Raw genomic sequence first — 20,722 nt, 5'->3', positions numbered from 1 at the left:
TACCCGGAGAGTTGATTGTATTGACGAGCAGCCAAACGCTCACAGCGCGCTCGGCACGACCAGCAACCCCCACGCGAAGAGCGGCCCGATCACGACGATGGCCGCGGTGTATCCGAGGAGTTGCCGGTAGATCCGCACCTGGTCCGAAGCGTTGCTCAGCACGAGTGCGCCGTTGCTGGAGAACGGTGAGGTGTCCACGATCGTGGCCGACAACGCCAGCGCGGCGACCAGGCCCGCGGCGCTGAGATCGCTGGACAGCAGCAGCGGCACGGCGATGGGGATGATCGTGGCGAGGATGGCGGTGGACGACGCGAAGGCGGAAACCACGGCCACCACGAAGCACAACAGCAAGGCGACAAGCATGGGACTGCCCATCCTGGACGCGCCCTGGGAGATGGCGTCGATGGTCCCCGCCTTCTCCAGGATGCCCACGTAAGTGATCATTCCGCCGACCAGCATGACGGTGGACCAGCTGACACCTTCGATCGCCTTGGACTGGCGCTTGATGTCGATCAGCGCGAGAAGCGCACCGGCGCCCAGCGCGAGGAAACCGATCTCCAGGCGGAACACCAGGGCGCCGACGACCATGAGGACGAGTGCCGCGAGGGTCAGCGCCTGCCGCCAATCGATCTTCGTGACCTCGTCGGTGTGGTCCTCGGCCAGGTCCGGTTCGGGCTCGGCGGGCGTGGATCGCCGGTAACCGCGCAGGACCAGGAAGCTCACCACCGCGATCAGGACGTTGAACGTGAAGTTGGCCAGGAACAGCGCGTGTGGCGCGAGGTGCAGCGGCGTCTGCTCGATCATGCCGAGCACGAGCGCACCGGACACCGCTATCGGGGAGAACGATCCGGCGTGGGCGCCCGCGACCAGCAGGGCTCCGATGAGCAGCTGGCTCATCCCGTGCCGCTGCGCGGACTTTAGCCCCACGGGAGCGAGCAGCGCGATGGCCGCAGCGGGGAAGGTGCCGAGCGCTGACAGCGTCCCGCACAACGCGAAAAGCACCCATGGGATCAGCGTGACCTTGCCGCGCACGAGTTTCACCCCGCCGCGCACGAGCAGTTCGACGGTGCCGTTGCGCTGCGCCACCGCGAACAGGTAGGTGACGCCGACGATCGTGACGAACAGGGAGACCGGGAACCCTTCGAGGATCTCGTCCTCGGTCAGGCCCAGGGACGAAGTGCCCACGAGGAAGGCCGCGATGAACGCGAGGATCCCGATATTGATCGGCAACACGGTCGCCACGACGAACATCACGCCCAGCGCGATGACCGGCAGGATTTCAGACATCGTCGTCCTCACTCGAATCTCTGTGGTGCGCGGCGAACAACCTGGAATCAATATAATCAACATTCAAGGTTGACGGACGACGGAACCGTACGAAGCGCAGCTGTCGCTGTCAACTGGCCTTTATCTGGTGTTGACAGCGAAAGGTAGCGGTTCTAGCTTGCTCTTGCGTCAACAAAATATGTTGATTATATTGATAGTGAGGATCGAGAGTGTCCCAGACCCGGACCGAAACCACCGTTGTTCCCGCCGACCTGTTGCGCTCGCTGGCGACGCGAGCCCTGCTCGGCGATGGCGTGCCGATTGATGACGCCGAGGCGATCAGCCGGGTGCTCGTGCAGGCGGACCTGTTCGGCATCCACACGCACGGCATCGGGCGGATCCCGCAGTACCTCGAACGCGGGCGGCTCGGCGGCCTCGACCCCGCGGCCCGGGTGCGCGTCGAGCGGGTCGCCCCGGCGGTGGCCCGGGTCGACGGGGCGAACGGGATCGGCCCGCTGGTCGGGGCCCGGGCGCTGGAAGCGGCGGTGGAAGGTGCCCGGGGGAGCGGGGTCGGCGCCGCGTTCGCCCGGCACAGCAACCACTTCGGGCCAGTGATGCCGTACCTGTTCCAGGCGGCCGAACAGGGCTTCGCCGCCATCATCGCCAGCAACGCCACCACCACGATCCCGCCGTGGGGCGGCCGGGAGGCCCGTATCGGCAACAACCCGCTGGGCATCGGCGTCCCGTCCCCCGGCGGGGATCCGATCATGCTCGACATCGCCATGAGCGTCGTCGCGCGCGCCAAGATCCGGCGGGCGGCCGCCGCCGGGAACACGATCCCGGACACCTGGGCGACCGACATCGACGGCAACCCGACCACTGACCCGCACGCGGCGCTCGAGGGGTTCCTGCAACCGGTCGGCGGGCACAAGGGGTACGGGCTCTCGCTGATGGTCGACCTGTTCGCCGGCCTGCTCTCCGGCGCCGCCTACCTCGACCACGTGAGCTCGTGGAGCGTCGATCCGGAGCGCGCCCAGGATCTCGGCCACGTCTTCATCCTGATCGACACCTCGCGGCTGATGGACGCCGACGCACTGGCGGCGCGGATGGCCGACTTCGCGGGCATTCTGCACAACACCCCGCCCGCGGACCCAGCCGCGCCGGTCCGCATCCCGGGCGAGTCGGAGCTGGCCGCGCACCGGGCGCAGTCCGCGAACGGGGTCGAGGTGACATCCGCCGACGTGGCCGCGCTGCAAGATCTGGCCGCGAACGCGGTCGCACGGTGAGGTGGACGGGCCACCTCACTGTGCAGGACCTAGGGCGTGTTTTGGATGTGGCGTAGCCAGATGTTGATGGCGGCGATGCTGACGGTCGCTTGGTAGCGCAGGGCGAGTTTGTCGAAACGGGTGGCGACGGACCGGTGCTGTTTGACCTGGCTGATGCCGCATTCGACGGCGTGGCGCTGCTGGTAGATCATGGGCGTCAAAGGTCGGTGGCCGCCCGCCGCGTGAGCCACGGGCTTGGCGGTGGGCGGCCTGGTCGCGAGGCTGGGCGATGGTGGCCCGGATTCCACGGCGGCGCAGGTAGTTCCGGTTGGCGCGTGAGCTGTAAGCCTTGTCGGCCAGGACCCGGTCCGGGCGCCGACGTGCGCGTCCCGGCCCGAGCCGGGGCACCGAGATCGTCTCGAGCACCACCGTGAACTGCGGGCTGTCTCCACGCTGCCCCGCGGTCACCACCAGCGATAACGGTTTACGCCCCTGCTCGCAGGCCAGATGCAGCTTGGTGGTCCACCCACCCCGCGAACGGCCCAGCCCATGATCGGCGGCCTCGGTGCCACCAGCGGAGGTGGTGGGCGGTTCGGCCTGCAGATCCCCCTATTCCGCGCACCCGCCGCATGCTGGTGCGCTCGCGTGATCGTGGAGTCCACGCTGACCTGCCACAATGCCGGTAGCGCTGCGGCCCGCCCCGGCGTTGTGGGCTGCCTTGCGGCGCTCACAAAGCTCGGCTGGCGTGCTAAGTCTCGAAGTAGAAGACCTGGACCGAAACTTTGTGCGGCTCCTCACTTGCGGTGAAGAACGCGCGAAACTCGGATTCTCGGAAGCGCGGGTCGCTTCGCAGAACAAGGTTGAATAGTTTGGCGACTTCGATGCCGTGCTGAATGTCTGTGACAGGAGAGCTTCCGTAACTCTCTGCCAGTGCGGCGCGGCGATTTCCCAACGCGGCCAAGCCCTGCTGCGCCTCGTCCCGGGCGTCGTCTACCGCCCGGGGGTCTCCGGCCAGCAGGCCCTGATCGTCGACGTACACGTCGAACTTGATCGGCTCGGGTGCCAGACGGGGTGGTGGCGGGTCTTGCTGAAGGAGCTTGGGTAGTTGGAAGGCGAAGGTGCCGCCCAGCGTGACGGCGAGCACCGTTCCCAGGGCGAGCAGTGCTCGCCTGAGTTTTGGTTTCCGCGCCGGGGGCCGCGGGCGTGTGGCTGGGTCGACGCTGGTCGGCGCGAAGGTCGTCGTCTGGCCGTCCTGTGGTGTTGGTGGTGCCGCGTTGCGGGCGAGACGTAGCGGGCGGCGTGGTCGCTGGCGCGGCGCCGGGGCTCGGGCTTGCCGTCCAGCACGAGTGCGTCGGCGACCTTGTCGAAGATCGGCCCGAGGGTGAGCCCTTCCGGCTCTCCCGGCAGGCCGCGCTCGATGGTGTCGGCCAGGTACTTGGTGAAGTAGGTCTGCGGCCGGCGGTGCTCGGTGTCGAGCTCGAACCAGGCGGTGGAGAACTCCCCGCTGGCCATCATGAGGTAGAAACCCGACGAACGCGGCAGATCCCGGTTCTGCGCCGCGAGCTGCCCGTCCCTCCCGGCGGCCAGCCCCGCGAAGCAGCAGTCCAGGATCGCGATCTTCGTGGCCGCGTTGCTCACCCGGAAGGCGTGGCGGACGTCGTCGAAGGGGAGGCTGGTGGTGGTCCGCAGGACCGGGTCGCTGCTGGTTTCGGTCAGCGCGAGACAGAGACGGTCGTCGTTGTCGTACTGGCCGTGGCCGACGTAGTAGAACAGCGCGACATCGGTGACGGGGCTGAACCAGGTCGCCAGGTCGTGTCGGAGGTCGCCGGGTCTGGCGCGGTTGGACACGACCTCGACCCGGTCCCTGGGCCAACCGCCGCACAGCGGGCTCGCCAACAGCGCCCGCATTCGGTGGAGACTGTGCTTGGCGGCCGGCACGGACTTCAGATTCGTGTAGTTCCACGTGCCGATCAGCACCGCTCGCGACCGGGCGAAATCACCGTCCAGAGCGTCAGGCATCGCCCAACAGTCTGTCCACTATGGACTCCGCGTCGTCGACGTTCGTGGCCGACACCGTGACTTTCCGATCACCGGACTCCAGCGTGACGGTCACGTCCGAGCGCCGGGAGCGGAAGAACTCGGGCAGTGTCCTGATCGCGACCACCAGGGCTCCGCCGCCGGCGGCCAGAATCTGCAGCAGGTCCAGGGCTCCCTGTTCTCCCGCTCTGGGCTCGCCGGAGATCTGGGAAACCTCGACCCCGGCCCGGCGCAGGTGGTCGCGTAGCGACCGCTGCTCGGCAGGATCGGACACCGACAGCACAACGCGTCGGGACGCGTCCTCCGTTGCCGTGTTCTCCATCGCCGTGATCCTCCATCTGCCTGGTCGGCGGGTACGCGCCAAGAACCGCATCATTTCAGGCACCGGTTCCTTCTGAGGAAGGATCCGGTGGGTTGGCAGGGGCAGATGCTGATCTGTTCGGTTGACAAGCTGCTCGCTACGGCAAGCCAGGGGACCGATTTCGAGCCTGGCGGCGCTTCGCGCGGAGTTTCGCGAGGCCATGCGGAACGAGGCGACTTGTTCATCGCGCGGAAGAACCGACACCCCAGCCCGCCCGTTGACAGGCAAGTACAAGCCCAGTCGCGTGTGTCCCTGGAGGAAGGGACTGTGGAATGGTGGCGAGTGCGGCAGGGCGCCACCACGCCTCGGGCACATCGAAGTGCGACCCGAAAACGGAACGAGCACTACGCCGCCGTCCCCGTGGCCGAGCGCCGCACAGGGGCGGCAGGTGGGAGGGAGAGTCCACACGGCTGGCCGACGAGCCTGCCGCGACACGTGTGGCGGCGAGGGTTGCGTGGTGTGCTGGAAGGGTGTGGTGGCCGTTTCGGGCGACCACACCCTTGATTCATGCTGGCTGTGCTTGACGAGGTCGCCAGGGACCGATCTCGACCCGGGGAGGCGGGTGTTGTCGAGTGGGTCGAGGACGCGGCCGACCCAGCCCTCACAACGCAGGACTTGCTGCCGCGGTAGCGGTGGCAGCCGCAGTAGTCCGACATTCCGCCGTGGCGGGGCGTGGCGGAAGTGCGCGGCGAGGCGGTCGTCGAGTGCGGGGGCACGGCGGTCGACCGAGCCCACGTATCGGACACGACGATCGATATCGGTGACGATGTAGGCGCCGCACGCCACCGACGCGTACTCGAATCCCGGCCAGGACGTCATCGACTGGGACCAGGCGGTGAAACCGGGTACCGACATCGATACCGATCTTGGTGCCTGGGCGGGGCGCGTCCAGGCTGGGGATCAGGTCGCTGAGCACGTCGTGGATCTGGACCGCCCGTGCCATCGTGTAGATGGTGGACCTCAGGCCGGTTCGGATCCGGATTCTGGCCAGACGCGGAAGAGTGGTGGAAGCCCGTCGCGGTTAGGGCAGTTCGGCGCCCGGCGCACACCAGCACGATCTTGTTCTGTCGCTTGGGCTACGGCCCGGTGTGGATGTACGACGCCCAGCGGCTGGGGTCGCCCGGATACGCGTCCCGTAGCTCCCGCACGACCTGGTGCAAGGCTCGCGTGGTGCGCGTCAGGTCAAGGCGATCGCCATCGGAGATCAGGTCGTAGACCCTTCGTGCGATGTACGGCGCTTGCTGGTCCGCGATGGTCCAGAGGGTCGCGATTACCTGTCGGTAGCCGACCAGTTGCAACGCACTGGCCATGTGGATGCTCTCGTCGAGCAGGTCAACGCTACCGACCGCGGTCTGACACGCCGACAGGAACGCGAACTCCGCGTCGGTCAGCTCAAGCGCGGCCACGTCCAGCACGGTGAGCGGACCGTCGTGCAGATAGAGCGCGCCTGCGGACGGGTCATCCACCCGAAGCCCGCCGTGGCAGGCGAAATGCACATAGGCGTGACTGCGCAGATCGTTGAGCACTTCGGCCCGGGTCGCCTGTTCACCGACGCGGCTGGTGTGCCGTGCGGCGAAGTACGCGCCGATCAGGTCCGCTTCCTTCCGGGCACCGGGCGGAGGAGGGAGATTCTCGGTCGTGGGCATGGCAACCACGAGCGCGCGTCCGTTCGCCCTCCCGACCGGCTGCCTGGCCTTGGCGAGCGCTTGCAGAGTTGGCACATACGAGGAGACGGCCCGGTCCAGGACGGTCCGTCCGTCCAGCTCGTCGTGATACCCGGCCGCATGCAGGGGCAGCACGGTGAGCGGACCGGTCGGGCACCAGATGATCCGCGGCAGTTCACCACGGTTCGGTGGGGCGAGTTCGGCGAGTACGGGTTCGGCGATGTTGTCCCACAGCCATTCCAGCGTTGCCAGCACTGTCTGGTTCGCGGCCGCCCGGTCGAGTGGCGTCGCGCCCGGGCGGTCCAGGGTCGCGCGTGCGGCCAGGTAGGCGTCGGCCCTGGCGTGTGCGGCGTCGAAGACGTTCGGCAGCTCAACCACCGTGACCCGGCCGTGCGTGACGATCAGCGCGTCGCACCTGGTGTCGAATAGGTTCACGATCACGACCGGGTGTTCCCCGAGTCCCTGTGACAGCTTCTTGAAGGTCGGTGTGCGCAGCAGGTCGGTCATGCCTGGCAACGTTCTGGCCCTGGCCAGCAGGGTGTCCCACTCGTCGGCGTGCCGGATTCGGCGTTCGCGGTCGTCCTCGCCCGCGTCGAGTTCGACGGCCAGCGTCCTGAGCCGGTCGGCGAGTTCGCGGTCCGCGGTTGCGAGCGCGGCGAAGTCGTCCCGCAGGCCAAGAGCCTGTGCCCAGAGCACGGATCGGCCCTGTTCCAACAAAGTGACCGCGCGTTCGGGTTCGCCCGCGGACAGCGCGGCGGCGGCGCTCGCCGACGCCAGCCCTTGCCACATACGCAAAGCGTGTTCCCTGGTAGCCCGGCTCGCGCCGACCCACGCGGCCCTGGGCAACAGGTCGAGGGCCTCGGTGAACCCGGCGACCGCGGTGTCGTAGCGTCCGGCCTCGTTGGCGTGCGCGCCCCACCGGACCGCCGCTGGTATCCGGATCGTGGCCGGACCGGACGTGTCCTGCGCCGCAGCCTGATAAAGGTCGATGACTTCGTCCAGGTCGTCGTCCCGCCGGGTGACGGTCAGGCGCGAGGCACGTACCTGCGCGGCGGTGTACAGCAGCCGAGCCCGGCGGGGGTCACTGTCAGCGGAGCCGGCCGCCGCGAGACCGCCGATCCTGGTTGCCTCGTCGATGTCCTCGATCGATTGGGTCCTGATGAATCGCAGCAGCAGGACCAAGCTCAGGTTCGATTGCCGCTCAGCGAGTTCTCGATGCCCGGATGGGGTCGCCTCGACTGCCGCGCGACTGACGTCGACGGCCTCGTCCAGTACCTCCACGTCGGGGGCGGCATCGGCCCGCAGCAGGAGCGCTCGTCCCAGGCCGGTGAGCCTGGTCGCCAGTTCGGCGTGATCGGGCGGCGTCCGCGTGACGATGTCCCGGGTGATCTGCAAGGCCTCGTCCAGGTCCGTGATCTCACCGGTCCGTTCGAACCTGGTGTTGAGGTCGCGGGTCAGGTTGAGCAGCACGATCTCCCGGTCCGGGGCGTCGCCGGGCATCGATTCTGCCACCGCACGCCGGTCCGCGATCGCGTTGTCCAGGTCGGTCAGATCGCCGACCCGGTCGTAGCGCATCCGCAGGTAGCTGGCCAGGTTTTGGCGGTAGGAGTAGCTGGCGGGCTTGTCGGGCGGGGTGGAGGCGACCGCGAGCCGGCTTCCAGCTGCCGGACTCCCGCCGCGATCAGCGATTCGGCGATGGCGACGCGGTCGGCGACCGGCACGAGGACGGGTTCGTCCTGCAGGCCGTCGCGCAGCACGACGTCGGTGATCGTGACGCCCACGGTTCACACCACCTTCCTGGCGCGGTACTCGGCGAGCAGGGCAGGGGAGAGCCCGAGCAGTCCGCCGAGCACCTCGTCGGTGTGCTCGCCCAGTTCGGGGCCGGGCCGGCGGACATCGCCGGGCGATCCCGGAATCCTGGGCACGACACCGGGGAAGCGGACCTCTTCGGGTTCGCCGTCGACGACGACCTTGAACGGGCGCAGCATGCTGCGGGCCCGGTAGTGCTCGTCGTCGGCGATGGCCCGGGCGTCGTGGACGGGTCCGCACGGCACGCCCGCCTCGCTGAGGACGCGCACGGCGTCCCGCGCGGTGCGGCCCGACGTCCATGCGGTGATGGCACCGTCCAGTTCGGACTCCCTGGCATGGCGGGCGTCGCCGTCGGCGAGTTCCGGGTCCGCCGCGAGGTCGTCGCGGCCGACCGCCGTCATCAGCCTGCCGAAGGCACCGCTGGAGTTCCCGGAGATCATCACTGACTGCCCGTCCGCGGTGGGGTAGACGCCGCTCGGTACCACGCCGGGCAGGTTTCCGGCCGTGCGTTCGCGCGAGATGCCGTAGGCGTCCAGGTCGGGGATCAGCGACTCCATCATCATGAACACCGACTCGTACAGGGCGACGTCCACGACCTGCGGCCCGTCCTGCGCCTGCCCCCTGGCCCTGGCGAGCAGGAGCATCAGCGCGCCCACCGCGCCGTAGAGCCCCGCCGCCGCGTCCGCGATGGGCGCCGCGGGCCGCACGGGTGGCCGGTCGGGGTGACCGGTGACGTGGCGGAGCCCGGCGAAGGCTTCGGCGACACCGCCGAACCCGGCGCGGTCGCGGTAGGGACCGGTCTGGCCGTAGCCGGAGATCCGGACCAGGACCACGTCCGGGTTCGCCTCCGCGAGCTGGTCCGGGCCGAGGCCCCACCGCTCCAGCGTGCCAGGGCGGAAGTTCTCGACGACGGCATCGCACCGTCGCACCAGGTCGAGTGCGACCGCACGGCCCTCGTCGGCGCGCAGGTCGAGGGTGACCGACTTCTTGTTCCGGGCGATGGTGCGGAACAGCATGGAGGTGTCGCCACGGGTGCGCCGCCAGCCGCGCAGCTCGTCGCCGCCGTCCGGGCGTTCGACCTTGATCACGTCGGCGCCGAAGTCGGCGAACAGCCGCGTCGCGAAGGGGGCGGCGATGAAGTTGCCGAGTTCGAGGATCCGGAGGCCGGTCAGTGGAGCGTCAGCCACAGTGCTGCTCCTTATCAAATAATGAGAAATAGACTCAATTATTGATAAGGACGGTAAGGTGCGACGACAGCGGAAGGCAAGAGCCCGAGTGGTTTCATCGGTACTGCAAGGCAGATCCGAGGCGGTCTGCAGCCGCTTCGACGAGCGCGCCGTACTGGGCGCCGGGACCGTCCGCGCCGACCCGGAACACCGGTGCGGCCAGGCAGACCGCCGCGACCACCGCGCCGCGGTAGCGCACGGCCGCGCTGACCGAGCACAGTCCGGGCGTGCGCTCGGAGACGCTTTCGAACCAGCGCTTGCCCGGCTCGTCGGCCGCGAGCGCCTTCGCCGCGGAGCCCTTCGCCGACAGCGGCAGCACCGTCCCCACCGGCACGGCGGCACGAAGCTCCTCTTCGGACTCCGCACTCGCGACGCACAGCCGTTCATCGCCTCGCAGCACCCACAACTGGGCCGTCTCCCCGGTCCGAGCGCGCATGTCCTCCAGCACGGGTGCGGCCGAGGCCGCCAGCGCGGACGAGGCGAACCTCGGTCCGATGTGGTGCTGACCGGCGGAATCGCGCATCAGCAGCCCATGCTTGACCATCGCCGAAACGAGCCGATGCGTGGTCGGTACGGACAGCCCCAGCGCACGCGCGAGTTCGCTCGCGCCCATCGGCGCCGTCTCGACCGCGTCGAGAATCTTCACCACGCGGTCGAGCACGCCCACTCCGGTCGGTTCTGCCATGGATCCACCGTAACCGGTGAGCCTGGTGCCACCTGCGGTGTTCGCCGTGGGCACCGGCCTCAGCGAGTACGCCAGGGCCAGCGTCAGCAGGACGATCGCCGCGGTTCCGGTAGCGCAGGTCGATGCGCCGACTCAGGAGCGGACGCCCATGAGGTGCTCCAAAGCAAGCTGGTCGAGGCGCTCGTAGTGCATTCCTCGTGCGGCTGCCTGGTCGACGTCGAAGTCGGTCTCCGCGAGCAGGTCGTCGCAGGTCTCCCCGTCGCCCAGGGTCGGTGTCGAGAGTTCGGGAACCCGCGACGCCGCCAGTGCTTCCTTGACCCGCGGGTCCGAGCGGAATGCTGCGGCGCGTTCCTTGAGGATCAGGTAGTTGCGCATGCAGCCGGCCGCCGAAACCCAGACGCCGTTGGCATCCTCGGTGCGGGGTGGTTTGAAGTCGAAGTGCCGCGGTCCTTGGTAACCGGCGGATTCCAGCAGGTCGACCAGGAAGAAGGCGCTCTTGAGGTCACCTGCGCCGAATCGCAGGTCCTGGTCGTACTTGATGCCGTGCTGACCGTTGAGGTCGAGATGGAACAGCTTGCCCGCCCAGAGGGCTTGCGCGATGCCGTGCACGTAGTTCAGCCCGGCCATCTGCTCGTGCCCGACCTCGGGGTTCACTCCGACCATCTCCGGGTGCTCCAACCGGTCGATGAACGCCAGCGCATGCCCCACAGTGGGCAGCAGGATGTCACCACGGGGCTCGTTCGGCTTGGGCTCCAAGGCGATCCGCAGGTCGTAGCCGCGGTCCCGGATGAAGGAGCAGACGAGGTCGACGCCTTCCTTGTAGCGGTCGAGCGCGGCTCGGACGTCCTTGCCGGCGTCGGTTTCCGAGCCTTCGCGTCCGCCCCACGCCACGAACGTCTTCGCACCCAGCTCCGCAGCGAGTTCGACGTTGCGGAGCATCTTGCGCAGCGCGAACCGGCGTACGTCGCGATCGTTGGCGGTCAGCGCGCCGTCCTTGAACACCGGGTGGGAGAACAGGTTCGTGGTCACCATCGGCACGACGACGCCGGTTTTCTCCAGCACGGCGCGGAACCGCGACAGGACGCGGGAGCGCTCGGCGCCGTCGCTGCCGAACGGGATCAGGTCGTCGTCGTGGAAGGTGATCCCCCACGCTCCCAGGTCGGCCAGCCGGTGAACTGCCTCCACCGGGTCCAGCTCGGCCCGGGTGGCCGCGCCGAACGGGTCACCGCCGCGGAAACCGATCGTCCACAGCCCGAACGAGAACCGGTCTCGCGGCGTCGGTGCGTACTCGTTCATGTGTCCTCCTCGTCATCGGCAGCCATCGATTCCGGAAGCACTGGGGTGGCACGGCGCCTCACCGCACGTACGGCCAACCCTGATCGTCCCATCCGAGCAGGTTGATGCCGAGTCGGTGGTCTCCGCCCGCGGTGGCGTCGTAGTAGTGGTACACGAGCAGGTCGCCGTCGGAGTCGGGCATGACGCTCTGCCCGCCCGGACCGATGATGGTGTCGTGGCCGGCCAGGATTTCGGTACCGCCGCCGTCGGCCATCGGCTTCCCGTCGCGGTCCAGGTACGGGCCGGTCGGATCGGCCGAGCGGCCGACCATGATCCGATACGTGCTGTCGACACCCCGGCAGCACAGGTCGAACGAGACGAACAGGTAGTACTGGCCGCCGTGCTCGATGATGGCGGGCGCCTCGACGGCGTGCGGTTCCTCCGGTCGGGAGGCCAGGCGGTGCAGGGTCTGGTCGGTGGGATGGCGTTTGCCGGTCGCCGGGTCCAGCTGGAACATCCGGACGCCGGTCCAGAACGACCCGAACGACAGCCACCAGCGTCCCCGCGAGTCGACCAGCAGGTTCGGGTCGATCGCGTTGTGGTCGTCACCGGTGGTGGTGGAGTGGACGACGCCGTGGTCCTGCCAGGTGCCGGGAAGGCCGGTGGGGCTGGTGGCGACGCCGATCGCGGAGTGGTTGGAGCCGGTCGTCGAGGCGGAGTAGTACATCCAGTACTGACCATTGTGGAACGACGTGTCGGGTGCCCACACGTCGCCGTCCGGGTTGTAGTCGTACACCCAGGACGGCGCGGTCTCGAAGGCCGAACCGGTCCGGTCGAACCGGATCCGGTCCGGCGAGGTGCGCGTTTCGACGCGGTCGTGCGTGGCGAACAGCAGGTAGCCGGCGTCGGTGCGCACCATCGACGGATCGTGCGAGGCGAGATCGCCCGTCACGACACCGGGCCCGGGGTAGTCGGCCGCCGAAGCGGGCACCGCGGTCCCGGTCACGGTCAGGGTGGTGAGGAGGAAAAGCAGATGCGTTCTCATCTTCGAGCTCCTTCCATGAACGACCGCTGGGGCTACCGCGTCGAGTCGGGCACTGGAACACCGAAGTTCGGTGTCCCGTCGGCGTTCCAGCCGAGAGCTTGGATTCGGGTGTGGCGGTTGGGATCCTTGAGCGGGTCGCCGACGATCTCCTTGTACTGGCGCGCGTGGTAGACGAGCACGTCGGTGCGGCCGTCCTCGGCGACGGTGAAGCTGTTGTGCCCCGGTCCGTACTGGCTTGTGGTGTCGTTGCTGGTGAACACCGGGTTCGGGGACTTGGTCCAGGACACCGGATCGAGCAGGTTGCTGTTGGCGTCCGCGGTCAACAGGCCCAGGCAGTAGTTGCTGTCGGTGGCGCTGGCGGAGTACGTCATGAACACCCGGCCGTTGCGCTGGATGACCGAAGGGCCCTCGTTCACCTTGAAGCCGCGGGTCTCCCATTCGTAGGTCGGGGAGGACAGCCGCGCGGGATGTCCCGCGACGGTCCAGGGATTCTCCATCGGAGCCAGGTAGATGTTCGAGTTGTTGTCGATTCCTGGTTCTCGCTGGGCCCAGATCAGGTAGCGGGTTCCCTGATGCGTGAACGTGGAGGCGTCGAGCGAGAAAGTGTCCCAGGCCGTGACGATCTGGCCCTTCTCAGTCCACGTTCCGGCGAACGGATCGGGGGAGGAGTTCTCCAGCACGTACATCCGGATCCGCCAGATGTCCTCGGTGCTGCCCGCGGCGAAGTAGATGTACCAGCGGCCGTCGATGTGGTGGATCTCCGGCGCCCAGATGTGGGCGCCCATCTCGCCGCTGTTGTGCTTGCGCCACAACACCGATTCGCCGGCGGTGCCCAGTCCCTGGATCGTTCGCGACCGGCGCAGGATGATGCGGTCGTACTCGGGAACCGTGGCGGTGAAGTAGTAGAACCCGTCCGAGTGCTTGAAGATGTGGGGATCGGCGTGCTGCCGGACCAGGGGATTCGAGTACTGGACGGCCGAAGCCGAAGCGGCCGGGGGCAGCGCCGCTGCCGCTCCCAATGCCATTGCCCCGGCCAGAAAGCCCCTGCGGCCGATCAGGTCGTTTCCGTGGCTCAACGTGTTCTCCTCACGGCTTGATCCGCATGAACGTGATCGAGTGCGGTGGGAAGTCGTAGGTGAAGGTGCGGCCGACGCCGTCGAACGTCGACTGGATCGGCCGGATGGGTTGCGACGTGGCGGTGTTCTCCGCCGCGGGATCTCCTTGCAGCGTGGTCACCCGGGCCACCGGATCGGCTTCCATCCCGAGGTCGACGCGGGTGCGCGCCGGATCGTCCTGGGCGTTGACGACCTTGACGATCAGTTCCCCGGTGGCGTCGTCGCGGGTCACCACCTGGCGGAACGCACCGGTGCCCGGTGCGGCGGTGCTGGGCACGACCCGGTCACCGACGTTGGTCATGAACAGCTTCTGCGTTTCGTAGCTGGTCGAACCCCAGGACTTCTGGTTGTCGAACCAGATCAGGTCCGGGCTCCACTGCACCGAGTCCACATTGGCCAGCAGCGGTGCGTAGGACGCCATCTTGACCACGTCGGCGTTGCGCTCCAGGCCGGTCATGTACGCGGCTTCGACCAGGGAGTTGTGGAAGCGGTTGTCCTTGGAAGCGTACTCGCCGAGGAAGACCTTGGGGCCGTTGCGGTCGTAGGCGTCGTACCGCTGATCGTTGTCCAGGAACCACTGCGGATCGTTGTAGTAGTGCTCGTCGACCATGTCGACGCCGTGCTGGCGGTTGAGTTCCCAGGCGCGGTCGAAGGTGGTGCCGCTGTCGTCCGGTCCGGAGTTGCTGATGACCGTGATGTCGGGGTAGCGCTCCTTGATCGCGTCGCGGAACTTGACGAAGCGCTCCATGAACTCGTCCGGCAGGTTCTCCTCGTTGCCGACCGCCAGGTGCGTCAGGCGGAACGGCTCGGGGTGTCCCATCTCGGCGCGCTTCTGGCCCCACGGCGAGGTGGCGGGCCCGTTGGCGAACTCGATGAGGTCGAGGGTGTCCTGGACGTGCCGGTCGAGCAGCGCGGGATCGTCGGTGGCTTGGTTCTGCCCGCAGCCGGTGACCAGCGCGGGGACCACGGGCAGTGGCATGGCGCCGATGTCCTCGGCGAACTGGAAGTACTCGTAGTAGCCGAGGCCGTAGGACTGGTTGTAGCCCCAGAAGTTGGCATTCGTCGCGCGCTGCTCGACCGGGCCGATGGTGTCCTTCCACTGGTAGGACCGGCGGCGCTCCCAGTCCGGGGCTTGGTAGCCCTCGTGGCTGCCGGTGTTGACCAGGCAACCGCCGGGGAAGCGCAGGAAACCCGGGTTCAGCGCGGCGATCTTCTCGGCCAGGTCGAGGCGCATCCCGTTCGGACGGCCCTTGAAAGTCTTCTGCGGCAGCAACGAGACCATGTCCAGCCGAACCGTTCCCGAGCCACCGGCGGATACCGCCAGGCGGCCGGCCGCGCTGGTGGTGGTCGCGGTGAGCGTGCCCGTGTACTTCGTCCAGCCGTCGCCGCGTACCGCGATCTCCAACGGCTCGGCGAGCGGTTTCCCCGCGGTGTCGTGGACATTCACGGTCAGCGGAGTACCCGCTGCCTGATCGGTGCGCGCCCACAACGAGAAGTCGTACTTCTCGCCGGACTGGAAGGCCAACCCGGTGTTGTAACCGGAGTTCGTGACGCCGAACCGCGCGTCGGGACCGCCCTGGCCGTCGAGCCGGAGTCGGAGGTAGTTGCGGTTGCGTTCGTTGAGGCGGCCGTCGTCGTCGACGACTTCGGCGGCGCCGGTCGCCCCGCCGGTCGCAGTGTTCTCCCAGGAGGTCAGCGGCGTGTAGTTCTGGTTGTCAGCAGGGGAGTATTCGAAGGACCTGTTCTGGATCAGTTCGGCGTAGAGGCCGCCATCGGCCGCACGGTTGATGTCTTCGTAGAAGACGCCGTACATGGTGTCGTCGATGGCCGGACCGGAGGCGGCCGGGTCGACGGTCAGCGAGTAGTCGGCGGCCAGAGGCGCGCTCGCGGCGTGCGGAACCGCCAGCATCATGCCCGCGAACACCACTCCCATCGCGGGGACGAGTCGCTTTCGTGGCCGGTGCTGTGCGGAAGGCTCAGGAACCCCTGTCTGCATCTGCGCTCCTCGGGGCGTGTGGGGGACTTGGGCAGCGCGGTTCGTCGGCCGGGAGGGCGAGTGGACGAGGCGACGCGCTGGGGGAGTGAGCTGCGGCGATCGACAAGGTGACCGCTAACATTTCGCAGTTGAGATCGGACCGTACGAGGAAACCCGCCGTGGGTCAAGTCACACTCGTGCGGCAGTTCGCCGAGATGGCATGCGGACGAATTGTGGCTGTGCAAACGGCTCATCGGCGAATCCGGCCCGCCAGTGCCGCTGTGTCGATTCAGGGCGGTGAAAGGTTGACGGCCGATGTGTTAGCGCTAACATCATTGTCGCTCCGGTTTGACCAACGATGGCCAGGCCGCGGACTCGGTCGGCGCAGGAGGACGCAGTGCCTGATTCCGCTCCCACCGTCTGGTTCCTGACCGGCAGTCAGGGGCTCTATGGGCCGGACGACGCCGTGCAGCGGCTCATGGCCGAGGGTTACGGATTCGGCGGCGAGGGTGACTGGAAGACCGCGGTGCTACTGCGCGCGTTCAAGGTCGCGGCCGAGGGGTTGCCCGGCGGCACGTCGTTCATGGAGGACTACACCTACCACCTGGTGCCGGGAGAGGAGCGGATTCTCGGCGCCCACATGCTCGAAGCGTGCCCGTCTCTGGCGGCGGGCACCCCGAGCCTGCACGACGACGATGTCGTCGCGCCGGATGCCCCGCTGCCGAAGCTCCCGGTCGCCCTGCTGGACCTCGCGGAGATGACCGGCACCGAACTCGCCCTCATCGACGGCCGGACCACGGCGCGCCGGTTCCGCGACGAGCTGCGGTGGAACCACGCCTACCACCGGCTGGCGCAGGGGCTCTGGCCGAACGCCGCTACAGCCGCTGTCTGAACAAGGGAGTCTTCTCATGGCACGCAAAGTGAGCCGTCGCGACGCGTTGCGCCTCGGCGCGGCGTCGGCTGTTCTCCCGGCGTTCTCCTCGCTGCTGCCGGCTTCCGCGCAGGCGAGTCCAGCGGGGTCGGCAGCGCCGCAAGCGCGTCTGCATCCGTTCCCGCTGTCGGATGTCGCGCTCGGCGACGGGCTGTTCGCGGACAAGCGCGGCCTGCTGCTGGACTTCGTGCGCGGCTACGACGAGAACCGGCTGCTCCAGGTCTTCCGGTCGAACGCCTACCTCCCGACCGGCGGGGCGGTCGCCCCCGGCGGCTGGGAGGGCCTGGACGGCGCGGGCAACGGCAACCTCCGGGGTCATTTCACCGGGCACTTCATGACCGCGCTGGCCCAGGCGTACGCGAGCACCGGTGAACCGGAGTTCGAGCGCAAGCTCCGGACGCTGATCGCAGCTCTGCACGAGTGCCGCGAAGCTCTGCGCACGCCGCCGTCGATCCGCAGCGCGCCGGGCCGGTTCGGCACCGCCATCGACTTCCAGCGTGGTGCCTACCTGCACCTCGACGTTCCCGGCCGTCCGGCCAACGGGCTGCGGGCCATGACCTTCGCGGCCTGGGTGCGTCCCGAGGCGGTGGACACCTGGGCGCGGATCCTCGACATCGGCAATGACACCAGGACGAACCTGTTCCTCACCGCGCACGACGACGGCGGCTTGCCGCGGTTCGCGATCACCCGGGACGGTGCCGGCGCGGAAAACCGGATCACCGGGCGGAATCCGCTCCCGGCAGGGCAGTGGAGCCATGTCGCGGTCGTCCTGGCCGAGGGCTCCGGTTCGTTGTACGTCAACGGAAAGCAGGCCGGCAGCGGTGCGGTGCCGCTGGCACCGGCCGACCTGGGAAGCCTCGCGCACTGCTGGATCGGCAGGTCCCACTACGACGACCGCCCGTTCGGCGGCGTGCTCGACGACATCAACCTGTGGTCGCGCGCGCTGAGCCCGGACGAGCTCGCGGCCCTGCAACAGGCGCGGGCGGCGGACACCCCGGCCGGTCCGGGAGACCGCTTCTCCTTCAGCTGCGACGAGCACGGCGGCACCACCGCGCAGGACGGTTCGGGCAGCGGACGGCACGCCGCCTTCGGGCGGACCTGGGGACAGCCGAGCCATCCGGGTTTCCTCGCGGCCTACCCGGAAACGCAGTTCATCCTGCTGGAGTCGATCACGGAAAGCAGCTATCCGGTGGTCTGGGCGCCCTACTACACCACGCACAAGATCCTCCAGGGCTTGCTGGACGGCCATGCCGCAACGGGAGATCAGCGCGCCCTCGACCTCGCGGCGGGGATGTGCGACTGGATGCACTCGCGGCTGAGCAGGCTGACCGACGCCGACCGTCAGCGCATGTGGGGGCTGTTCTCCAGCGGCGAGTTCGGCGGCATCGTCGAGGCGATCCTGCGGACCCACGCGCTCACCGGCAGGCCCGAACACCTCCGGCTGGCCCAGTACTTCGACCTGAACTCGCTGATCGACGCCTGCGCCGACAACCGGGACGTCCTGGACGGCAAGCACGCCAACCAGCACATCCCGATCTTCACCGGACTGCTGCTCATGCACGACCGGACCGGGCAGGACCGCTACCGGGAGGCCGCGCGGAACTTCTGGCGGATGGTCGTCACACCGCGGATGTTCGGCATCGGCGGCACCAGCGAACGCGAGTTCTTCCGCAAGCCAGGGGTTGTCGCCGCACTGCTCAACCAGAGCGACGCGGAAACCTGCTGTGCCTACAACATGCTCAAGCTGACCAAGGAGCTGTTCCTGCGCGAGCAGGACCCGGCGTACGCCGACTACTACGAGCGCGCGCTGTTCAACCAGGTACTCGGGTCCAAACAGGACAAGGCGGATGCCGAGAAGCCGTTGGCGACCTACTTCATCGGCCTGCAGCCCGGTGCGGTCCGCGACTTCACCCCGCATGACGGGACGACGTGCTGCGAAGGCACCGGTATGGAGAATCCCACCAAGTATCAGGACTTCACCTACCTGGCGCGCGACGACGAGGGTGCGCTCTACGTCAACCTCTACCAGCCCTCGGCGCTGCGGTGGACGGCGAAAGGCGTGACGGTCACGCAGGAAACGCCGTTCCCCTACGAAGGCCGTTCCTCGCTGCGCATCGCGGGTTCGGCGGAGTTCGCCCTGAACCTGCGGGTTCCCGCGTGGGTCGGGCCTGGGTTCGCCGTGCGCGTCAACGGTGTCACGCAGCCCGTCTCGGAGGGGCCGGGCAGCTACGTCACGCTGACGCGGGCGTGGCGGGACGGCGATGTCGTGGAGGTCGATCTTCCGTTCCAGCTCCGTGCCGAACGCACCCCGGACGATCCGGCGGTGCAGAACCTGATGTACGGGCCGGTAAACCTGGTCGCCCGGGATTCCCGGACCGGCTTCCTGCCCTTCAGCCTGTATCCGACGGCGCGGTTGTCGGGCGACCTCTCCCGCGCGCTCACGCCGGTGCCCGGCGATCCGTTGCACTTCCGTCTCGGGGAGACCGAGCTGGCCCCGTTCTTCGAGGGAACCGAGGACCCGTTCCACGCCTACTTCCGCAGGGAGGAGCCCAGGATCGTCTTCGACTCGGTCGACTCCGGCGTCCGGAACCCGGCCGGCAGCGTGGGCACGTTCCTCGACGAGGTGTGGGCCGGCGCTCCCTTCGCGAACAAGGGCGAGTTCACCGCTCGTGTCTCCGCGGTCTCGGAGCGTTGGCGGGATGGCGGTCATTTCACCGATGCCGAGCGCGACCGGATCATGCGGGCCGCTGCGGAGGCGCCGTTCTCGGAATGAACTGCTGTTCGACCAGCTTCCCGGAGCGGCTCGGCCGGACCAGCTAAAATGTGAGCGACCCTGGTGGTGGTGACGGGAGCTGGTTGGTGGTAAAGCGGTCCGACGATGTGATCGGGTCGGTCACGTCCTCAACCGAGCGCCCGCCGTCGCTCGCCGACGTCGCGGCGCTCGCGGGCGTGTCGCACATGACCGTGTCCAGGGTGGTCAACGGCACCGGCGCGGTGCGCGCGGAGACCCGGCGCCGGGTGCTCGAAGCCGTCGACCGGCTCAGCTACCGCCCGAACTCGCTGGCGCGGGGGCTGGCCACCGGGCGCTCCCGGACCCTGGGCGTGGTCACGCTCGACTCGGTGCTCTACGGCCCGGCGAGCACGCTGTTCGGCGTGGAGACCGCCGCGCGCGAGCAGGGCTACAGCGTGTCGGTGGCGAGCATCCGGGCTCCGGAGCTCGCCTCGGTCACCGGTGCGGTGGACACGCTGCGCAGGCAGGGCGTGGAGGGGATCGTGGTGATAGCGCCGCACGTCGCCGCCACCCGCGCGCTGGAGACCGCGCCGCGGGACGTGCCGCTCGTGGCGGTCGCCGACATCGAACAGGCACCGGTCCCGGTGGTGTCGGTCGATCACCGGGACGGCGCACGGCGCGCGACCGAGCACCTGCTCGCCCTCGGGCACCGCAACGTCCGGCACATCGCCGGGCCGGAAGGCTGGCTGGAGTCCGCTGCGCGTGAAGAGTCGTGGCGCGCCGCCCTGACCCGGCACGGGCTGGAGCCGCCGCCCGTCCTGCGCGGTGACTGGAGCCCGCGATCCGGCTACGAAGCCGGAAAAGCACTGCTCGCCCAGGGCGATGTGGACGCGGTTTTCGTGGCCAACGACCAGATGGCGCTCGGTCTCTTCCGCGCCGTGAACGAGGCCGGTCGCAGAATTCCCGATGACGTCCGGGTCGTCGGGTTCGACGACGTTCCCGAGGCGGCGTACTTCTCGCCGCCGCTGACCACCGTCCGCCAGGACTTCCTCGCGCTCGGCCGCGAAACGTTCACCCGGCTGTCCGGTCTGATCGACGGCAGTCCAGGGACGGAGCGCTCCATGGTTCCCGCTGAACTGGTCGTCCGGGAGAGCACCGGCATGCGGACGCGGTGACCCTGGTCATCTCCGTGAGGTCCGGCTGTCAGTCGTAGCCTCGGACGACATGATGCTCGTCCTCGTCGGCATCTTGTGCAAGGACTGCTTGTTCGGTGGTCGCCCGTTCATCCTCTGTGGACTGATTGAGCGTCCCGGGGATTGACATGACCTTGTCCTTTC

17 protein-coding genes and 2 pseudogenes are annotated in these 20,722 nt (G+C 68.4%); 4 read left to right on the top strand and 15 right to left on the bottom strand.

The window, feature by feature from the left end; all coding sequences use genetic code 11:
- Positions 1 to 39 precede the first annotated feature (39 nt).
- Entirely contained in the window at positions 40 to 1,287 is a 1,248-nt protein-coding gene (locus tag ABD691_RS23485; RefSeq protein WP_344683123.1) for an SLC13 family permease, read from the bottom strand.
- Positions 1,288 to 1,496: 209 nt separating this feature from the next.
- Between ABD691_RS23485 and ABD691_RS23480 the strand changes: the two genes are divergently transcribed.
- Positions 1,497 to 2,552: an Ldh family oxidoreductase gene (locus ABD691_RS23480; protein ID WP_344683122.1), complete on the top strand. Its 1,056-nt coding sequence runs from the start codon at positions 1,497 to 1,499 to the stop codon at positions 2,550 to 2,552.
- 29 nt (positions 2,553 to 2,581) lie between these two features.
- Here the strand turns inward: ABD691_RS23480 and ABD691_RS23475 are convergent, their stop codons facing one another.
- The 14 genes and pseudogenes from ABD691_RS23475 to ABD691_RS23415 all read right to left on the bottom strand — a co-directional run bounded on the left by ABD691_RS23475 (position 2,582) and on the right by ABD691_RS23415 (position 15,681).
- Positions 2,582 to 2,743 (bottom strand): hypothetical protein, encoded by a 162-nt coding sequence (locus tag ABD691_RS23475; RefSeq protein ID WP_344683529.1) that lies wholly within the window; start codon positions 2,741 to 2,743, stop codon positions 2,582 to 2,584.
- A 40-nt stretch (positions 2,744 to 2,783) separates the two neighbouring features.
- Positions 2,784 to 2,999 (bottom strand): annotated as a pseudogene (locus tag ABD691_RS23470) (IS5 family transposase); the annotation flags it as partial.
- A pseudogene (locus tag ABD691_RS33785) lies at positions 2,976 to 3,193 on the bottom strand (IS5 family transposase); the annotation flags it as partial. The pseudogenes ABD691_RS33785 and ABD691_RS23470, both read right to left, overlap by 24 nt.
- A gap of 86 nt (positions 3,194 to 3,279) precedes the next feature.
- The gene (locus tag ABD691_RS23465; RefSeq protein ID WP_344683121.1) at positions 3,280 to 3,570 is read right to left on the bottom strand and encodes a hypothetical protein; all 291 of its coding nucleotides are present in this window, start codon (positions 3,568 to 3,570) and stop codon (positions 3,280 to 3,282) included.
- The gene (locus ABD691_RS23460; RefSeq protein WP_344683120.1) at positions 3,522 to 4,550 is read right to left on the bottom strand and encodes a caspase family protein; all 1,029 of its coding nucleotides are present in this window, start codon (positions 4,548 to 4,550) and stop codon (positions 3,522 to 3,524) included. Before ABD691_RS23460 ends, ABD691_RS23465 begins: the two co-directional genes overlap by 49 nt.
- Entirely contained in the window at positions 4,543 to 4,890 is a 348-nt protein-coding gene (locus tag ABD691_RS23455) for an effector-associated constant component EACC1 (RefSeq protein WP_344683119.1), read from the bottom strand. Before ABD691_RS23455 ends, ABD691_RS23460 begins: the two co-directional genes overlap by 8 nt.
- Positions 4,891 to 6,005: 1,115 nt before the next feature.
- Positions 6,006 to 8,168: a CHAT domain-containing protein gene (locus tag ABD691_RS23450; RefSeq protein WP_344683117.1), complete on the bottom strand. Its 2,163-nt coding sequence runs from the start codon at positions 8,166 to 8,168 to the stop codon at positions 6,006 to 6,008.
- Positions 8,141 to 8,374: a hypothetical protein gene (locus ABD691_RS23445; RefSeq protein ID WP_344683115.1), complete on the bottom strand. Its 234-nt coding sequence runs from the start codon at positions 8,372 to 8,374 to the stop codon at positions 8,141 to 8,143. Before ABD691_RS23445 ends, ABD691_RS23450 begins: the two co-directional genes overlap by 28 nt.
- 3 nt (positions 8,375 to 8,377) lie before the next feature.
- A complete protein-coding gene (locus tag ABD691_RS23440; protein WP_344683113.1) occupies positions 8,378 to 9,589 on the bottom strand; it encodes a CaiB/BaiF CoA transferase family protein in 1,212 nt (403 codons plus the stop codon).
- Positions 9,590 to 9,683: 94 nt separating this feature from the next.
- Entirely contained in the window at positions 9,684 to 10,313 is a 630-nt protein-coding gene (locus ABD691_RS23435; protein ID WP_344683111.1) for an IclR family transcriptional regulator, read from the bottom strand.
- Between the two features lie 132 nt (positions 10,314 to 10,445).
- A complete protein-coding gene (gene xylA / locus ABD691_RS23430; protein WP_344683109.1) occupies positions 10,446 to 11,609 on the bottom strand; it encodes a xylose isomerase in 1,164 nt (387 codons plus the stop codon).
- A 58-nt stretch (positions 11,610 to 11,667) separates the two neighbouring features.
- Positions 11,668 to 12,633, bottom strand: coding sequence for an arabinan endo-1,5-alpha-L-arabinosidase (locus tag ABD691_RS23425; protein ID WP_344683107.1), 966 nt, complete (start codon positions 12,631 to 12,633; stop codon positions 11,668 to 11,670).
- Positions 12,634 to 12,665: 32 nt separating this feature from the next.
- Positions 12,666 to 13,709: a glycoside hydrolase family 43 protein gene (locus tag ABD691_RS23420; protein WP_344683105.1), complete on the bottom strand. Its 1,044-nt coding sequence runs from the start codon at positions 13,707 to 13,709 to the stop codon at positions 12,666 to 12,668.
- A 10-nt stretch (positions 13,710 to 13,719) separates the two neighbouring features.
- Positions 13,720 to 15,681 carry an alpha-L-arabinofuranosidase C-terminal domain-containing protein gene (locus tag ABD691_RS23415; RefSeq protein ID WP_344683103.1) on the bottom strand — a complete coding sequence of 654 codons (1,962 nt, stop codon included), beginning with the start codon at positions 15,679 to 15,681 and terminating at the stop codon, positions 13,720 to 13,722.
- A gap of 439 nt (positions 15,682 to 16,120) precedes the next feature.
- Between ABD691_RS23415 and ABD691_RS23410 the strand changes: the two genes are divergently transcribed.
- From ABD691_RS23410 to ABD691_RS23400, 3 genes are all read left to right on the top strand, one after another.
- The gene (locus ABD691_RS23410) at positions 16,121 to 16,615 is read left to right on the top strand and encodes an L-arabinose isomerase family protein (protein WP_425565144.1); all 495 of its coding nucleotides are present in this window, start codon (positions 16,121 to 16,123) and stop codon (positions 16,613 to 16,615) included.
- 16 nt (positions 16,616 to 16,631) lie between these two features.
- Positions 16,632 to 19,427: a beta-L-arabinofuranosidase domain-containing protein gene (locus ABD691_RS23405; RefSeq protein ID WP_344683102.1), complete on the top strand. Its 2,796-nt coding sequence runs from the start codon at positions 16,632 to 16,634 to the stop codon at positions 19,425 to 19,427.
- A gap of 86 nt (positions 19,428 to 19,513) precedes the next feature.
- The gene (locus ABD691_RS23400) at positions 19,514 to 20,560 is read left to right on the top strand and encodes a LacI family DNA-binding transcriptional regulator (protein ID WP_344683099.1); all 1,047 of its coding nucleotides are present in this window, start codon (positions 19,514 to 19,516) and stop codon (positions 20,558 to 20,560) included.
- The last annotated feature ends 162 nt before the right edge of the window (positions 20,561 to 20,722 follow it).

The sequence above is a fragment of the Saccharopolyspora taberi genome (assembly GCF_039534165.1).
Taxonomy (GTDB): Bacteria; Actinomycetota; Actinomycetes; order Mycobacteriales; family Pseudonocardiaceae; genus Saccharopolyspora_D; species Saccharopolyspora_D taberi.
This window is presented reverse-complemented; position numbering and strand designations above follow the sequence as displayed.